The organism is Halomonas sp. C22 (assembly GCF_007655045.1).
Lineage (GTDB): Bacteria > Pseudomonadota > Gammaproteobacteria > Pseudomonadales > Halomonadaceae > Vreelandella > Vreelandella hamiltonii.
Window position 1 is genome coordinate 318,088 of sequence record NZ_VBVC01000002.1, and the last position, 16,163, is coordinate 334,250.

The 16,163-nt window shown below is 62.2% G+C and carries 15 protein-coding genes; 3 read left to right on the plus strand and 12 right to left on the minus strand.

Going from position 1 to position 16,163, the window contains the following annotated elements; all coding sequences use genetic code 11:
• Positions 1–52: 52 nt before the first annotated feature.
• The 4 genes from frdD to frdA all read right to left on the minus strand — a co-directional run bounded on the left by frdD (position 53) and on the right by frdA (position 3,545).
• Complete coding sequence (frdD, locus tag FEU76_RS04735) at positions 53–448, minus strand: fumarate reductase subunit FrdD (protein WP_144980829.1); 396 nt, start codon at positions 446–448, stop codon at positions 53–55.
• Positions 445–846 carry a fumarate reductase subunit C gene (locus FEU76_RS04740; RefSeq protein WP_144980832.1) on the minus strand — a complete coding sequence of 134 codons (402 nt, stop codon included), beginning with the start codon at positions 844–846 and terminating at the stop codon, positions 445–447. Before FEU76_RS04740 ends, frdD begins: the two co-directional genes overlap by 4 nt.
• Positions 847–1,026: 180 nt before the next feature.
• Positions 1,027–1,761 (minus strand): succinate dehydrogenase/fumarate reductase iron-sulfur subunit, encoded by a 735-nt coding sequence (locus FEU76_RS04745; RefSeq protein ID WP_144980836.1) that lies wholly within the window; start codon positions 1,759–1,761, stop codon positions 1,027–1,029.
• Positions 1,758–3,545 carry a fumarate reductase (quinol) flavoprotein subunit gene (gene frdA, locus FEU76_RS04750; RefSeq protein ID WP_144981514.1) on the minus strand — a complete coding sequence of 596 codons (1,788 nt, stop codon included), beginning with the start codon at positions 3,543–3,545 and terminating at the stop codon, positions 1,758–1,760. The genes FEU76_RS04745 and frdA overlap by 4 nt, the downstream gene beginning before the upstream one ends.
• A gap of 291 nt (positions 3,546–3,836) precedes the next feature.
• On the opposite strand from frdA, the gene FEU76_RS04755 reads away from it, so the two are divergent.
• Positions 3,837–5,306, plus strand: coding sequence for an anion permease (locus tag FEU76_RS04755; protein WP_144980839.1), 1,470 nt, complete (start codon positions 3,837–3,839; stop codon positions 5,304–5,306).
• A gap of 39 nt (positions 5,307–5,345) precedes the next feature.
• Here FEU76_RS04755 and menH read toward each other — a convergent pair whose 3' ends face one another.
• Genes menH through FEU76_RS04775 form a run of 4 tightly spaced genes read right to left on the minus strand, consistent with a single transcriptional unit; the run spans position 5,346 to position 9,660 of the window.
• Entirely contained in the window at positions 5,346–6,131 is a 786-nt protein-coding gene (gene menH, locus FEU76_RS04760; protein WP_144980842.1) for a 2-succinyl-6-hydroxy-2,4-cyclohexadiene-1-carboxylate synthase, read from the minus strand.
• Entirely contained in the window at positions 6,121–7,824 is a 1,704-nt protein-coding gene (gene menD / locus FEU76_RS04765; RefSeq protein ID WP_144980845.1) for a 2-succinyl-5-enolpyruvyl-6-hydroxy-3-cyclohexene-1-carboxylic-acid synthase, read from the minus strand. The genes menH and menD overlap by 11 nt, the downstream gene beginning before the upstream one ends.
• A 4-nt stretch (positions 7,825–7,828) precedes the next feature.
• Positions 7,829–9,172 carry an isochorismate synthase gene (locus FEU76_RS04770; protein ID WP_144980848.1) on the minus strand — a complete coding sequence of 448 codons (1,344 nt, stop codon included), beginning with the start codon at positions 9,170–9,172 and terminating at the stop codon, positions 7,829–7,831.
• A gap of 5 nt (positions 9,173–9,177) precedes the next feature.
• Positions 9,178–9,660, minus strand: coding sequence for a DoxX family membrane protein (locus tag FEU76_RS04775; protein WP_016915194.1), 483 nt, complete (start codon positions 9,658–9,660; stop codon positions 9,178–9,180).
• Positions 9,661–9,846: 186 nt separating this feature from the next.
• Between FEU76_RS04775 and menA the strand changes: the two genes are divergently transcribed.
• The gene (gene menA / locus FEU76_RS04780) at positions 9,847–10,773 is read left to right on the plus strand and encodes a 1,4-dihydroxy-2-naphthoate octaprenyltransferase (RefSeq protein ID WP_016915195.1); all 927 of its coding nucleotides are present in this window, start codon (positions 9,847–9,849) and stop codon (positions 10,771–10,773) included.
• A gap of 29 nt (positions 10,774–10,802) precedes the next feature.
• On the opposite strand, the gene FEU76_RS04785 is transcribed toward menA, so the two are convergent.
• A complete protein-coding gene (locus tag FEU76_RS04785; RefSeq protein ID WP_144980851.1) occupies positions 10,803–11,105 on the minus strand; it encodes an antibiotic biosynthesis monooxygenase family protein in 303 nt (100 codons plus the stop codon).
• Positions 11,106–11,216: 111 nt separating this feature from the next.
• Between FEU76_RS04785 and FEU76_RS04790 the strand changes: the two genes are divergently transcribed.
• Positions 11,217–12,797, plus strand: a complete 1,581-nt coding sequence (locus FEU76_RS04790) for a cryptochrome/deoxyribodipyrimidine photo-lyase family protein (RefSeq protein ID WP_144980854.1) — start codon at positions 11,217–11,219, stop codon at positions 12,795–12,797.
• 364 nt (positions 12,798–13,161) lie between these two features.
• Here the strand turns inward: FEU76_RS04790 and FEU76_RS04795 are convergent, their stop codons facing one another.
• The 3 genes from FEU76_RS04795 to gabT form a co-directional block, all read right to left on the minus strand.
• A complete protein-coding gene (locus FEU76_RS04795) occupies positions 13,162–13,935 on the minus strand; it encodes a hypothetical protein (protein WP_144980857.1) in 774 nt (257 codons plus the stop codon).
• 91 nt (positions 13,936–14,026) lie between these two features.
• Positions 14,027–14,539 (minus strand): hypothetical protein, encoded by a 513-nt coding sequence (locus FEU76_RS18550; protein ID WP_186299092.1) that lies wholly within the window; start codon positions 14,537–14,539, stop codon positions 14,027–14,029.
• 344 nt (positions 14,540–14,883) lie between these two features.
• Positions 14,884–16,155, minus strand: a complete 1,272-nt coding sequence (gabT, locus tag FEU76_RS04805; protein ID WP_144980860.1) for a 4-aminobutyrate--2-oxoglutarate transaminase — start codon at positions 16,153–16,155, stop codon at positions 14,884–14,886.
• Between the last annotated feature and the right edge of the window lie 8 nt (positions 16,156–16,163).

Sequence of the window (16,163 nt, forward strand, 5' to 3'; positions counted from 1 at the left end):
CTTTATCAGGGGTGTGCATTATTTTTGATACGACCATATTCGCGAGCGGGCCTCAGCGCAGCCAGCCCACGATCACCAGAGCCAGCGCCAACAGGCTCAGCAGGGACGCCAGGCCGTACATCAGCCATTTGTTGCGGGTGTCCTGGCCCAGGCTCAGGTCGAATAGGCCATGGCGCAGCCGGTGGGCGGCATGAAACAGCGGCAAGCACACGGCGGCGCCGATGAACAGCACGCCGGGCAGGCTGAACAGCAGGCGGGAGGCCCGCTCGTGGCCAAGCGCCTCGGCGGGCAGCAGGCCCAACGGCAGCAATAGCCCGATGAACAGAATCACCGCAGGCAAGACCACGGCAAAACAGACGCCCCCGGCACTGAACAGCCCCCACCACAGGGGTTCGTCATAGGCTTGCCGTGGCTGACCCAGGGTTGCTTTTTGATGTGAGGTTTTCATGCGCCCACCCTCCCCAAGAGCCAGAACAACACGACCGCCACTGCCACGACTCCCGCCCACTGGCCAGCAACGATGGCACCAGCGGGCACGCTGCGCCCCGCCACGCGTAGCGGCATGACCCGAGGAAACAGCACGAAGAAGGTGGCCGCGTGATAGAGGCTGGCCACCAGCGCCAGCGCATTCAGCAGCAGCACCAGCGGCGAGCCCATGAAGGCCACCCAGCCCTGCCAGCTCGCCGGGCCCTGCAACAGCGCGAACACCCCTGCCAACAGGCAGAGAATGAAAAACACCAGCGGCACCACCGTGGCTTCGCGCAGCATATAGCGCTTGAAGAAGCCGTGCTTCAGCCACCAGTTGCGCTTCAGGGGCGGCAGCCGTTGTGATGATGATTTTTCCATATCTAATCTCCTACGCCTTTTCTAACTGGGCTATCTCAGTTAGTGACGGATATCCGATACCGTTGAGTGGGGCAGGTTGTAGCGAGGGTCTTTCGCCAAGGATGGCGAAAGTAGCGCCCATGGATGGGTTCACAGCGCCCTCGCGGAAACCTGCCGCACGGCAACGCGGTTTGGTTACCCCTACCCCTTGAACAGCGCGATCAGCGTATGTTTGGCGGCCTCGACCTTGCCCTGGTTGACCGCAGCGGCCGGGTCGACGTGCTTGGGGCATACCTGCGAGCAGAAGCCCACGAAGGTACAGCTCCAGACACCATCGTGGCGGTTGAGCTGCGCCATGCGCTGGCGTTTGCCCTGGTCCCGGCTGTCTAGGTTGTAACGGTGCGCCAGGGTCAGCGCCGCAGGCCCCAGAAACTCCGGGTTCAAACCAAACTGCGGGCACGCCGAATAGCACAGGCCACAGTTGATGCAGTTGGCAAACTGCCGATAGCGCGCCAGCTGTTCAGGCGTTTGCACATGGGGCTGCGCCTGGCCGGGATCGAAGGTCTGCACCGTGTCCTGTTCGATCAGGTAGGGCTTCACCGACGCCAGGTGCTCCAGGAACAGCGCCATGTCCACGACCAGGTCCCGCTGCACGGGGAAGTGCGCCAGCGGTTCGATACGAATCTCGTCAGGGTAGTCGCGCAGGAAGGTTTTACAGCCCAGCTTGGGAATACCGTTGACCATGACGCCGCAGGAGCCACAAATCGCCATTCGGCAAGACCAGCGGTAGCTTAGCGTGCTGTCCTGCTGTTCCTTGATATGGTTCAGCGCATCAAGGAGCGAGGTGCTGTCCTCCACCGCCACGTCGTAGGTTTGCCAGTAGGGTTCCGCTGCGCTGTCGGGCAGGTAACGCTTGATGCTGATGTGCTTGTTCATGCCTTGCCTCCCTTGGCCGCATCCCCGTAAACCCGAGCGGCCGGGGCCGAAAAGCGGGTATCCACCGCCTGCCAGCGCAGCTCGGCGGGCGCGTCACCCTGGTAAAACACCTGGCTATGCTTGAGATAGCCCACATCGTCACGGGCCTGCAGGCCCTCGTCCAGGCGCTGGTGGGCACCCCGGGATTCGCGGCGCTCCAAGGCGGCCAGGCACGACGCCTCGGCGATCTCCAGCCCATAGCCAAACTCCAGGCACTCCAGCAGCTCGGTATTGAATATCTTGCTGGTGTCACTGACCCGCACCTGGGCATAGCGCTGGCGCAGCTGGCGAAGGGTGTCCAACGCCTGCTGCATGCCTGCTTCGGTGCGGTAAATGCCGCAGCCGCTCTCCATGGCCTGCACCATGGCGTGCTTGAGCGTCACCCAGGATTCACCGCTGCCCTGGCCATCGCAGAGCGTGGCCAGCCGCGCCTGCTGCCGCTGGGCCTGCGCCTGCAAGACCGGCAGCGCCACCCAGTCGGTGCGGGCAGCCCGCTGGCTGGCCTGCTCCCCGGCCAAACGGCCAAAAACCAGCAGCTCGGTCAGCGAGTTGGAGCCCAGCCGGTTGGCCCCATGCAGGCCTACCGATGCACACTCCCCGGCGGCGTATAGGCCCGCAATGGTCGTTTCGCACTCGGGATCGGTTTCGATGCCGCCCATGGTGTAGTGCACCGCAGGCCGAATAGGGATCGGCTCCTTGACGGGGTCGATATTGATATAGGATTTGGCCAGCTCGCAGATGAACGGCAGGCGCTCATGCAGATAGTCGGCGCCCAGGTGGCGAAGGTCGAGATAGACCACGTCGCTGTCGCCAAACTTGCCGGTACGCCCGGCCTGCTGCTCCTGCCAGAACGCCTGGGAAAGCTTGTCCCGAGGCCCCAGCTCCATGTACTTGTTTTCCGGCTTGCCCAGGGGTGTTTCCGGGCCTAGGCCGTAGTCCTGGAGGTAGCGGTAACCCTCCTTGTTGAGCAGAATACCGCCTTCCCCCCGGCACGCTTCGGTGATCAGGATGCCCGAGCCGGGCAAGCCGGTGGGGTGGTACTGCACGAACTCCATGTCGCGCAGCGCCACGCCGTGGCGGTAGGCCATGGCCATGCCGTCACCGGTGACGATGCCCGCATTGGTATTGAAGCGGAACAGCCGCCCGGCCCCGCCGGTGGCCAGCACCACCGCCTTGGCACGCAACAGCAGCAGCTCGCCCGTGGCGACCTGCAGGGCAATGACGCCCACCACGGCCCCTTCGTGCACGGCCAGGTCCAGTACGAAGTACTCGTCGAAGCGTTCGATCTCGGGGTATTTCAGCGAGGTCTGAAACAGCGTGTGCAGCATATGGAAGCCGGTCTTGTCGGCAGCAAACCAGGTGCGCGCCGTTTTCATGCCACCAAAGCGGCGCACCTGTATGCGGCCGTCGGGCTGGCGGCTCCAGGGGCACCCCCAGCGCTCCATCTGCACCAGTTCCTGGTAGGCGTGGCGCACGAAGTAGTCCACCACGCCCTGCTCCACCAGCCAGTCGCCTCCGGAAACCGTGTCGTCGAAGTGCGCCTGAAACGAGTCCTCATCACTGGTCACCGCCGCCGCGCCCCCTTCGGCTGCCACCGTGTGGGAACGCATGGGATACACCTTGGACACCAGCGCGATGCGCTGCGCGTGACCGCCCTGTTTGGCCTGCTCGGCGGCCGCGATGGCGGCCCGCAGGCCCGCGCCCCCACCGCCGACGATGACGATATCCACATCCTGCTGCTGCATGGCACCCCCTTGTGCGGCTGCACTTCTCATGACGGACTTCTCATGACGTACTTCTCATGACGCGATTCCGGCCTGCGCACGGCCTGCCGCCCTGCTGATGAAGCGACGTTATCACAGCCCGACAGGCCCTCGGCCTTGATCTAAAGCATGATTGATGTAGATCAAATAAACCGCGACTTGCCTTGCCTATGCTTTCCCTGACACCCGTGAAACACCACGCTGAACCTCATCTCTGCTGTGCTCACTCAGGCAAGGCGCTACGGCTTGCCGATAACTTATCGAGAGGTCGCCATGAACCTCAGCGCTTCGCTCCGCACTCGCTGGCCGCTGCTCGCGCCACTGGCCACCACGCTGGTGATCGCCCTGCTGCCTACCCCGGCCGGGCTACCGCCCCATGCCTGGTACTTCTTTGCCATCTTCATGGGCTGCGTGGTCGGCCTGATTCTGGAACCCCTGCCCGGCGCGGTCATCGGGCTGGTTGGCATTACCCTGGTGGCGCTGCTTTCCCGCTGGGTGCTGTTCTCCCCGGAGCAGCTGGCCAATGACGGCTTCAACGCCGCCAACCAGGCCTTCGCCTGGGCGGTCTCGGGGTTCACCAACGCTACCGTCTGGCTGATTTTCGGTGCCTTCATGTTTGCCCTGGGGTATGAAAAGACCGGGCTGGGGCGGCGGATCTCGCTGTGGCTGGTGCACGCCATGGGCAAGCGCACGCTGACCCTGGGCTACGCGGTGATGATCGCCGATGGCATTCTGGCCCCCTTTACGCCCTCCAATACGGCGCGCAGCGCAGGCACCATCTATCCGGTCATTCGTAACCTGCCGCCGCTGTATGACTCGCACCCCAACGACCCCAGCATGAAGCGTATGGGCAGCTTCCTGATGTGGACCGCCATTGCGGCCACCTGCGTGACCAGCTCGATGTTTCTCACCGCCCTGGCGCCGAACCTGCTGGCCATCGCGCTCACCGAAAGCGCCACGGGCATCCATATCAGTTGGGGGCAGTGGTTCATGGCGGTGGTGCCGGTGGGGGTCCTTCTGCTGCTGTTGGTGCCGCTGCTGTGCTACTGGCTGTGCGCCCCGGAGGTAAAGGCCGGGCATGAGATCTCCGACTGGGCGGAAGGGGAACTGCAGAACCTGGGCCCGCTGACCCGCCACGAAATCGTGCTGGTCATCATGGTGGTCACCGCGCTGCTGCTATGGATCTTCGCTGGCGACCGGGTATCGGCGTCGCTGGTGGGGCTGGTGGTCATCTGCGGCATGCTGCTGACCGGCATGGTGAGCTGGAACGACATTCTCGACAACCGCGCCGCCTGGAACACCTTCGTGTGGTTTGCCACCCTGGTGGCTCTGGCGGGCGGCTTGAGCCAGGTGGGCTTCGTGGGCTGGTTCGGTAACGTGGTGGGTGGGCAGATCAGCCACTTCGACCCGCTGCTGGCCATGGTCGCCCTGGTGGTCATCTTCTATGTCCTGCACTACTTCTTCGCCAGCGTCACCGCCCACGTCACCGCCCTGCTGCCGGTCATGCTGGCGGCGGCGTCGGGCATTGCCGGGCTGGACATGCAGCTGTTCATTCTGCTGTTGCTGCCCACCTTGGGCTTCATGGGCATCCTGACCCCTTATGGCACCGGCCCCAGCCCGGTGTATTACGGCAGCGGATACTTGCCCAGCGCACTGTACTGGCGCCTGGGGGCCATCTTCGGGCTGCTGTTCCTGGTGGCCTGGCTGGCCATTGGCCTGCCCTGGCTACTGCTGATTCAGTGAGCCATGTACTGACTCAGTGCACCATGCGCTTGCCGCGCCTCAGCGCGGCAGCGTCTGTGCCAAGTGCTGTGCCAGTTGCTGTGACAAGTGCCCTGCCATGGCCTTGGGGTGTTCCACGTGCAGGTTATGGCCGCCCGGCAGCGCCCAGTGGCGCAGGCGCGGCGCGTGCTGCGTCAGGCGATTGGCCAGGGTGTTGAACTTAGGGTCCCGCAGGCCGGAGAAATAGCCAACCGGCAGCTCGGTCTCGGCCAGCCACTGCCAGAGAGAGGGCTGCCGACCCAGCGAGGTGGCCCGCAGCATGTGCGCCACGGCGGGGCCATGGTTGGCCAACCGGCGCTGAATCTGACGCTGGCGCTGTGCTGGCGTCAAATCGGCAAACACCGGCTGCTGGTACCATGCTGTCAGCACGTCGACCAGCGGCGACTGTTCAAAACGCTGCGCCCAGTGCTCATCGTGGGCGCGGCGCGCTTCCCGCTCTGGCGCGGCCAGCCCGGGGTGCGCGCTCTCCAGCCACAGCGCCTCCAGACCGGCGGGCCGTTGGCTGGCATGATAGAGCGCCAGCCGGCCACCCAAGGAGTAGCCCAGCAGGCCATAACGCCCCACGCCCGCCTCGGCCAGCGTGCCGCTGAGCCAGTCATGAACATCCGCAAAAGAGCCTACTGCAGGCGTGGTGGGCTGCCCATGCCCCGGCAGGTTCAGCGCCAGGCAGCGCACGCCCGGCAGCACTTGTTCCAGCGCCTCGCCAAGCGCCTGCCAATCGTCCCTATCGCCCAGCAGGCCGTGCAGCATTACCAGCGTAAAGGGCGGCGAAGGGTCAGGATGCATGGGCTGCCTCCCGGAGCCACGCGCCCAGAGCCTGCAGCGCATCGGTGGCCTGCTGATGGGGCACCGTGACCTCGATCAGCGTCACCCCGGCTTCCAGCGCCTGGGTGTAGGCCTCGCAAAACGCCGCCAGCGTGGTCGGTGCGGCATAGTTCAGATGAAACATGCGCGCCGCATGCTCGAACGCGAGCCCGTGGGGTTGGCGATAGTAGCGCTCCAGCAGGTCGCCCTCGTCCGGCACCGGCAGCATGTGGAAAATGCTGCCGCCATCGTTATTCAGCACCACCACGACCAGCGGCGCTTGGGCCCTGGCCAGCAGCGCCAGGCTGTTGAGGTCATGAAGCGCGCTGGTGTCGCCCAGAATCACCGTGGTGGGTTCATCGGTCGTGCAGGCCAGCCCGTACGCAGTGGCCAGCAGCCCATCGATGCCCGAAGCCCCGCGATTGGCCATCACCCGCAGCGGCGTCGAACGGGTAGAGCCCAGCATGTTCATCAGCCGGGCGGGCAGGCTGTTGCCCACGAACAGCGCCCCTCTGGCCAGTTGGGCCAGCTGATGACACACCCCCAGCTCGGAAAACTCCGCCGTATAGCGTTCGATGCCCTGGCGGGTGCGCTGCTGAAGGCGTGCCAGGGTATGCCAGGGGGGCTGGGCGGGCCCGGCGGGCAGCGTGGCGATGGCCTCGGCGGGCGTGCACACTAGCCGCTGGGTAAGGGTGAAGTCCGGGTCCAGACGCTGGGGCAACGGGTCGACCAGCCACGCCTGCTGCCAGGGGTGGCTTGCAATCATCTGGGTCAGGCGTTTGGAAATCAGCCTGCCGCCAAACTGCAGCAGCACGTTGGCGCGGCCCAGCTCGGCACTGACCTGCGGGTCCTGAAGGGCCAGGTCCATGTGCACCAGGTGGCGCGGGTCGCCGTGCAGCTGACTTTGCAGGTCGGCCAGCAGCGGCCAGCCCAACTGCTCGGCCAGGGCCGCAATGGGGGCCGCCTGTTGAGGGTCATCGATGCGCCCCACCACGATTACCCCACGCTGCCGGGTGAAGGCGGCGGGCCATGCCACCGGCAAGGCGGCGGGGGCGGTTTGCCAGGCGCTCCAGGGGGCAGCGCTGTGCTGCCAGCGCGAAAGCGGCGCCAGGTAGTCGCTGGCCGCCACGGGCGGGGCGGAGGGGTAGAGCGGTTCGCGGTAGCGGCAGTTGAAGTGCACCGGGCCCGGCAGGCGGTGCTGCCGCGCCATGGTCTGGTCGATCGTGCTGAGCAAATAGGCGGCGGGAATCTCGCGGCTGGGGGTCGGCAAGTCGTGGTGCGCCACCGTGTGGCGGGCGAAGATATCCCGCTGGTCGATGGCCTGGTTACTGCCGTTATCCAGCAGCTCGATGGGCCGGTCGGCAGACAGAATCACCAGCGGCACACCCAGCAGCGCGGCTTCCACCACGGCCGGATAAAGGTTGGCCACCGCCGTTCCGGACGTGGTGATCACCGCCACCGGCTGCTGGGCGCCTCGGGCCAGGCCCAGCGCCATGAACCCCAGCCCGCGCTCGTCGAAGTGAGTATGGCAGCGCAGCCCGGCGTGCTCGCTGGCCGCCATGGTCAGCGGGGTGGAGCGCGAGCCCGGCGCCACGACTACCTCGCGCAGCCCCCAGCGGTACAGCTCTTCCAACAGCAGCGACGCCCAAACGTGGTTAAAGGTGGCGTAATGCATCGGCTTATCCCATTCCCAGCAGCGAGAGAATATCGGCAATCTTGGCATCCAGCTCGTGCCACTCGTCTTCGGCCTGCGACCCCGCCACGATACCCGCCCCCGCATACAGGCGGATCGCCGTATCGCTGACCTGGGCACAGCGAATCGACACCGCCAGCTCGCTGGAGTCATGCCCCACGCGGCCAAAAGCACCGGCGTACCAGCCCCTGGCGTGGCGCTCCAGCTCACGGATTCTGGCCAGCGCCGCCGACCGCGGAGTGCCGCCGACCGCGGGCGTAGGGGGCAGCACGCTGAGCAGCTGCTGGTCGGTGATGAAGGGGTGCAGCTCGGCGTGAATTTCGCGGCGAATATGCTGCACGGACCGCAGCGGCACCACGTGGGCCTCCCCCATCTCCAGGCGCTGGGCCAGCGGCTCCAGCTGGGTCAACAGCTGCTGGTACACGCACTGGTTTTCCAGGCCGTTCTTTTTATCGGCCAGCAGCGCCCCGGCGAGCGCTTCGTCCTGCACCGTGTCACGCCCCCGCCGGGCCGTACCGGCCAGTGCCTCCGTGATCAGCTGCTGGCCCTGGCGGCGGTAGAGCCGTTCGGGGGAGCAGCCAATCAGCGCCGTACCGGGCGCCCACTGCACCCCGAAATGGAAGCAGTGCCGCGCCTCGGCCTGCCAGCGCCCCAGCAAGGCCCAGGGGCTGGGCACGCGCTCGGCGGTCAGGCAGGTTTCTCGGGAAAGCACCACTTTTGGAAGCTGCTGCAGCCGTTCGGGCTGGGTCACCTGCGACACCCAGCGGCCCCACTCCGGCCGAGTGGGCGTATCACACCGCTGGTAGCTGCCATGGGCTACCGGGGGCAGCGGCTGTTCCGGGGCGATGGCCGCCAGGCACGCCTGGGCGGCGGCCAGCTCTTCGGCGGGAGGGCGGTCATCGAAGCGCAGGTTCACGGAAAGCGTGCATCGCCCCTGCTGACGCTTGAGCAACACCCGGGGCAGTATGAAGCGGCAGTCACCAAACCCGGGCCAACCCGCCGACTGGGCATCGAAGGCCACCCCGCCGAAATAGTCGGGTGAGCCGCTGTCGGGCTGGGCTTGAGCTTGAGCTTGGGCTTGAGCCTGCATATCGACCTGCAGCGCCACCAGAGAGTCAAACGCTCGCGCTTCGCCCAGCACGGCATAGCCCGCCGCCGAGGCCTCACGCGGCTGCCAATAAAGGCGGGGCGTCACGCGCTGTGCGTTCAACCACCCCACCAAATCCTCCACCTCGCAGGGCACGCTCAGGCTCTGCGTACCCCGGCATGCCAAAAGGTCCAGCGCCGACAGCTGTGCTGCCAGCGCCTTCGCGGCCTGGATCACCTGCATAGTCGTTACTTCCCTGACAACCGATGCCTGATATAGGGTAGCACCCAGCGGTCGCCGCCATAGCGCCCGGCGTTGGCACCGGCCACCAGCAGGAAAAAGCTCAGGGCGATCATCCAGGGGTTGGTGGACACCGTGCCCGCCATCAAGAACGACATGTTCATGACGATAGCAAAGAAAGCGGCATAGCAGGTCAACACGCCCACGATCAGCCCCAGCCCCACCAGCACTTCCCCCAGCGGGATCATCACGTTGATCACATCCGCATACGGCAGCGCGACATGCTCCAGAAACGCCACGTAGTTGGGGTAGACCATACTGCCTTCGCGCATGACCGGGTTGGCCACGGCGTTGCGCAAAAACCCTTCGGCATTGAAGCCGCCGGTCATCTTGCCGATGCCCAGGGTCAGCCAGGTAATGCCCAGGTACAGCCTCAACAGTAGCCAAACCAGGGCAGCATATTTGTTTTGTCTGAAAAACTCGCCGATCATCGCGTAGACTCCTGCCACGTTCACTTTCAGGGGGAAGCCCCAGTGTGCGTCAGGACGGATACCTCTTTTTTGACCCAGGTCGTGGTTTTTGCCATTAATGATACAGAGTTGAATGTTTACTCTGCCCGATGGCTACACCGACCGGCCACGCTGACCAGTTCAGCGACTGCAACAGGAATGCTCACCATGGAACACACCACCCCACACCGCCCACTTCATGCCTGGTTGCTCGCCGCACGGCTGCGCACCCTGCCGCTGGCCTGCGCCTCGATCCTGCTGGGTTCGGGCATGGCGGCGCAGGCGGGTGGCTTTCAGGGTGGGGTGCTGCTGCTGTCGCTGCTCACGGCCATTCTGCTGCAGGTGCTTTCCAACCTGGCCAACGATTATGGCGATGCCCAATCGGGGGTGGACGATGCTAGCCGCACCGGCCCCGTGCGGGCGGTGGCCAGCGGGCTATTGACCCCAGACGCCATGCGCCGGGGCATGCTGCTCACCGGGCTGGCGGCGGCCATAGCGGGGTTATCGCTGCTGTTCGTCGCTTTTGGCAGCGACCTGCGCAGCTGGCTGGTGTTCGTGCTGCTGGGAGCCGCGTCCTTGCTAGCGGCCATCACTTACACCGTGGGGCTGGGCGGCAAGCCGTATGGCTATCGTGGGCTGGGGGATGTGGCGGTGTTCGTGTTTTTTGGGCTGCTGGGCGTGCTGGGTACCCTCTACTTGCATACCCAGAGCCTGAACGGGCTGGCCATACTGCCCGCCGCCGTGTGCGGCTTGCTGGCCACCGCCGTGCTCAACGTCAATAACGTGCGCGACATCCACAGCGATGCCCGCCACGGCAAGATGACGCTGGCCGTGAGGCTGGGCAAACGGCGGGCCGTTCTCTACCACTGGGCGCTTCTGGGCGCCGCCCTGCTGCTGACGCTGGGGTATCTGGTGTGGCTGCCCGTGCCCTGGGTGGGCTGGAGCTGCCTGGTGGTGGCCAAGCCGCTCTACGACGCCGGGCGCACGCTCAGCCGCACCGAAAATGGCGAGCAGCTAACGGGCATGCTCAAGAAAACCGCGCTTTCCACGCTGGTTTACAGCCTGCTGCTCGCGGTGGGGCTGGCGCTTGCCTGACGGCGGCTTGGAGCCAAGGGCCTGGGGCCTTACAGCACTACCTCATAGCCTTCGAACTTGGGCGGGCCGAGGTAAATGCCTTCCGGCGATTTGGCATTGGCGTGGGCCTTGCGGAAAGCCTCTGACTTGGTCCAGGCGCGGAAGGCCTCTTCAGATTCCCACACGCTGTGGGAGATGAACACGGTGTGCTCTTCCTGGCTTTTGCCCTGCAGCATGTGAAACTCCTTGAAGCCCGGCACTTCCTCCAGGTGGGAATCGCGGTTGCGCCACACCTCCAGAAAATCCTCTTCGCGGCCTGGGGCAATCCGAAAACGGTTCATGGCAATGTACATCGAGACTCTCCTGTTGATCGGGAGTAGATAGAGTGATTACGCCAACGCTGGCTTGATGGTAACGTCTTCCGTTCATCACGAATAGATTGCGACGAACAGGCGTTACGGCTCATGGCTCAGGCACCCCTTCAGGTCGTTTGGTTCAAACGCGATTTGCGCATTCACGATCACGTACCGCTGACCAACGCCGCAGCGGTAGGCCCGGTGCTGCCGCTGTTTGCCATCGAGCCCGACCAGTGGCAAGCGCCCGACAGCGCCCTGCGCCACTGGCAGTTTGCCGCCGATTCGCTAGTTGACCTGGCCCAGGCGCTCGACACCCTGGGCCTGCCGCTCTGCCTGTGGCAAGGCGATATGCTGGAGTGCCTGGCCGCCCTCAAAGCCCACTACGGCGAACTGGTGCTGCACTCCCACCAGGAGACCGGCAACGCCTGGAGCTTCGCGCGGGACCAGCGCGTTCAGGCCTGGTGCCAGGCCCACCAGGTGCCCTGGCAGGAAGCCCGCCAGCAGGGCGTGATTCGCGGGTTGAGCAGCCGCACCGGGCACCAATCCCGCTGGGAAAACCACTGGGAAACTCTGATGGCCGCCCCCACCTGCCCCGCGCCACAAGCAGCGGTGGCCGCACCCGGTTGGGAAGCCTTTCATCACGTAGACGTAACGCAACTGCCCTCGCTGACCTTGGGGTTCGATACCACGCCCTGCCCCCAACGCCAGCGCGGCGGGCGCAGCGAAGGCCGCGCGCTGTGGTTGAGCTTTATTACGCAGCGCGGGCGGCGCTATCGCGGCTCGCTTTCCAAACCGTTATTGGCCTGGGAGTTTGGTTCGCGGCTCTCCCCGCACCTGGCCTGGGGCACGCTCTCGATGCGCGAAGTGGTGCAATCCCTGCGCCGCCAGCGCCAAAAACACGCCGACGACACCGCCTGGGCCCGCTCGCTGCGCGCCTTTACCTCGCGGCTCTACTGGCACTGCCACTTCATTCAAAAGCTGGAAAGCGAACCCAGCATCGAGCAGCAAACCCTGCACCCGGCGCTGCGCGGCCTGCGGGAGCGCGACCCGGAACACCCGCACCTGATCGCCTGGAAACAGGGTCAAACCGGCGTGCCGCTGGTGGATGCCTGCATGCGCAGCCTGACCGCCACCGGCTGGATCAACTTTCGCATGCGCGCCATGCTGCTCTCCCACGCCACCTTCGGCCTGGGGCTGCACTGGGTTGAGCCAGCCTTACATTTGGCGCGGCTATTCACCGACTTCGAACCCGGCATTCACTACCCCCAGGTGCAGATGCAGGCAGGCGCCACCGGCACCAACGCCCTGCGGGTCTACAACCCCATCAAGCAAGCAGAAGATAACGACCCTACCGGCGAATTCATCGCCCGCTGGGTGCCGGAGCTTTCGCCCCTGCCCCAGGAATGGCGCGCCAAACCCTGGGCACTACCGGAAAGCCTGCAAAAACGCTTCGGCTTTCAGCCGGGCGTTGACTACCCCATCCCCAACGACTTCGAAGCCGAAGCGCGCCACTGGAAGAAGATGTTGTACGAACTGCGCCGAACGCCGGAAGCCCGCGATGCCAGTCAGGCGATTGTGGAGAAGCTGGCTAGTCAGCGGCGGCCTGCGGCTCGGCGTGGTAAAAAAGCGAAGGCTGATAATCGGCAGCAGCTTTTGTTGTTTGGTGAGGGCGGGTTAGTGGATAGGTAGCTATTATACTTGGATAAGGCTCACTATTCTCTTTGATAGAGGAAGTGGCCACATTAGCACCGACTCAGCATAGCTAATCATGCGTCCCAGTGGCGATCGCATTCTATTTAACAAGGCCATTACCTACACGCGTCGCATCGAGCAAACCAGGACATAAGCAAAATGCTTTGGCTAATTTATTGCTTTAACATCTCTAACCAAGCGTTTAGATACACGACTTTACCTTGCCTGCGACCTGTTCGAGAAACTGTCAGAATGTGTTTTCTCAGTTGACCATAAAGTTTCTAATTTTGATTAAGTAAAATGCTTTAATCCACCCTAGTGAGCGAAGCTAACGATTTGAATCAGTTGTTAGGCTGGGCGGTCACTCAACACAGCCATAATTTTTCATTGCCCCAAGCTGCACTGCCGTGAATACAGGTATGAGGTTAGTGCCAATCATTAGGCCTTTTCTCTCTTTATAGGTATGAAATATGCCTACTAAACGAGTAAGAGACCAGTCGTTAGAAAACTCATGCCCAGCAGGCCAAGCAAATATGCCACCACCACTTACGCCGCGTGGGCTAAGGGGATTCATTTTTTTGCCATTTAATGGGGAGACGGCATTTTTCTTACGAAAGTGAATGACAAGATTCGATTCACTATTTAAACCAAGTTCGTCGTATATTTCACTTCTTGCAGAAAGGCCACGGTAGGATGCAAACTCGGAGCTAAAAAAATCACCTTTTTGACGCGCCTTGCTTGCAGGGTAGCCGCATACAGAATAAACACCTGGCTCGGCTAAATCATGAACAATATCGCACCTAGATTGATGTAAAGGCTTGAAAAAAGCAGTTAGGCTTCTAGCATAATTAGTGTCCAGCTTGAAATAAGCTATATCAACAGCATCTTCCTCCCTTTTGCTTTCAGGCAATAAATCCACATATGCCATATATCCATCAATTGCAGATATGCCATGTATAGTCGGGGCCATTAAGCTACCATACTCTGCTATATCGGTGACATGTGCTGCGGTTAAAAGAAAAGGGGCTCCTTGGAGCTCAATAAATATACCGGTTCCAATCTGCTCGATTTTTCCAGAGCTTAAGTGCTCCACGAAAATAGGGACAAGAGAGTCATGTGGGTCGACAGCGTACATATTGAGCCTAACACCTAAATAACCGGCAGCTTAACAGAGCGAAGAGCAGTGTAGTCTGTCCGGCACAGCAGGCGCCTAGTTGATTGATTTTTTATATTTCATTGTCAGACACGAAGTTCGTTATATGATCATCATCTTCTAGCAAGAAGAGCAAATCCTGAGAAGCATTTTGGAAAACTTCTTGGACTATTCCATGAATCCCATACCATTCTTCTGACTTCATACGATCAGAATGAATCGTGTCATCAGAAAAATCCACACCACCAGCAGCTGCCTTCTGAGCAAGAAAAAAGGCCTCATCAAATGAAATTGGTGTATCTAATTTGTGCGCCAACCGGTTTCTTATCCCATTTACCTCATGGAGAAAGCACGCCATTTCATTATGAATCAGCCCTCTTGCTTCAGCAGCATTAATTTTTCTGTAAAAGCTCCAATCGAAATACTTACCTTTATCGGAGTCTTTAGGGGTCGTTTCGAGCATTAATACCAACACTGACTCAAGAATCAGGTGACCGGCCAAGAATGCACCCAGCACCTCATTTTCAAACAAAGAGGCTATGTGATCTATGCTGGGTTTAGTCCTTTCTTCCCACGGATCTTTCATAGTTTTGAAACCTAACAGGTATTAGGCAGCGCCTTCTATGATTGGATGAAAGCGCCGACATGATTTTCCTAAAATATAGCCTGCCTCATGCTCCCAAACCTTTGATTTTCATATTTATTAATTTTTTAGGCTGCATATCTAAAACTCGCGCTTCACTGTATTTGCAACACCTCCTCATTGGAAGGCCACATGTCTTGCTATTTTTCTCATCCACCCTACGAACTCCAGATTGGCACAAAATTCTTAGGAAATCTAACTATCTCGGCTTTGAGCTTTCAACCCACCCATCGCCAACAGCTTACGCTACCTGACGATGGGCGGGCTTAGTGCCGCTTAGAAGGCTACTAGCTAAGCGCTTCCAACGATTCCTCGATAATGCTCAGCCCCTCCTCCAGCACCGCAGACGATACCGTCAGCGGCACCAGGATGCGGATGCTGTTGCCGTAGAAGCCACACGACAGCAGGATCAGGCCTTTCTCCCGTGCTTTGGCACATAGCGCACCCGTCATCTGAGCATCTGGCTTGCCTTCGCTATCAAGCAGTTCGAACGCGGCCATGGCGCCGAGTTGGCGACCGTGGGCGACGGCGGGGAAGCGTTCTTCCCAAACGGCGAAGCGTTCGGCCAGCATCTTACCCATCTGCTCGCTGCGGGCCAGGATGTTCTCTTCTTCGATGGCGTCGATCACCGCCAGGGCCGCTGCGCAGGAGAGCGGGTTGCCGCTGTAGGTGCCGCCTAGGGAGTTGGGGCCGGAGGCGTCCATCACCTTGGCGGTGCCGACCACAGCAGAAAGCGGCATGCCGTTGGCGAGGCTCTTGGCGGTGGTGAGAATGTCCGCTTCGATGCCGCTGTGTTCCAGCGCGAACAGCTTGCCGGTACGGGCGAAGCCGGACTGCACTTCGTCGGCGATCAGCAGAATGCCGTGCTCGTCGCACAGGGTGCGCAGGGCTTTCAGGTAGTCCGGTGAGGCGATGTAGAAACCGCCTTCGCCTTGTACCGGCTCGATGACGATGGCCGCCGTGCGGTGCGGGGCGATATCGGTCTTGAACAGCGTGCGAATGGCGTTCAGCGAGGCTTCTTCGCTGATGCCGTGCAGCGGGTTGGGGAACGGGGCGCGGAACACATCGCCCGGCATGGGGCCGAAGTCGTTCTTGTAGGGCAGCACCTTGCCGGTCATCGCCAGGGTCATCATGGTGCGGCCGTGGAAGGCGCCATCGAAGGTGATGATGCCGGTGCGGCCAGTGGCAGCGCGGGCGATCTTCACGGCGTTTTCCAGCGCTTCGGCGCCGGTGTTCACCAGCATGGCCTTGCGCTCGGGGCCGCGTACCGGCGTCAGTTCGCAGAGCTTTTGGCACAGCTGCACGTAGGGCGCGTAGGAGATCACCGCGGCGCTGGTGTGCATGACTTTCTTGAGCTGCGCTTCCACGGCGGCCACGATTTTCGGGTGGCGGTGGCCCAGGTTGAGCACGCCGATGCCGCCCGCGAAGTCGATCCAGCGGTTGCCGTCGGCGTCCCACAGCTCGGCGTTTTCGGCACGCTCGGCAAACTGGGTGGTGGGTGTGGCGGCACCGTTGGCCACGAAGCGGTTTTTCAGGTCGTTCAGTTCTTGGTTAGTCATCATCGTTC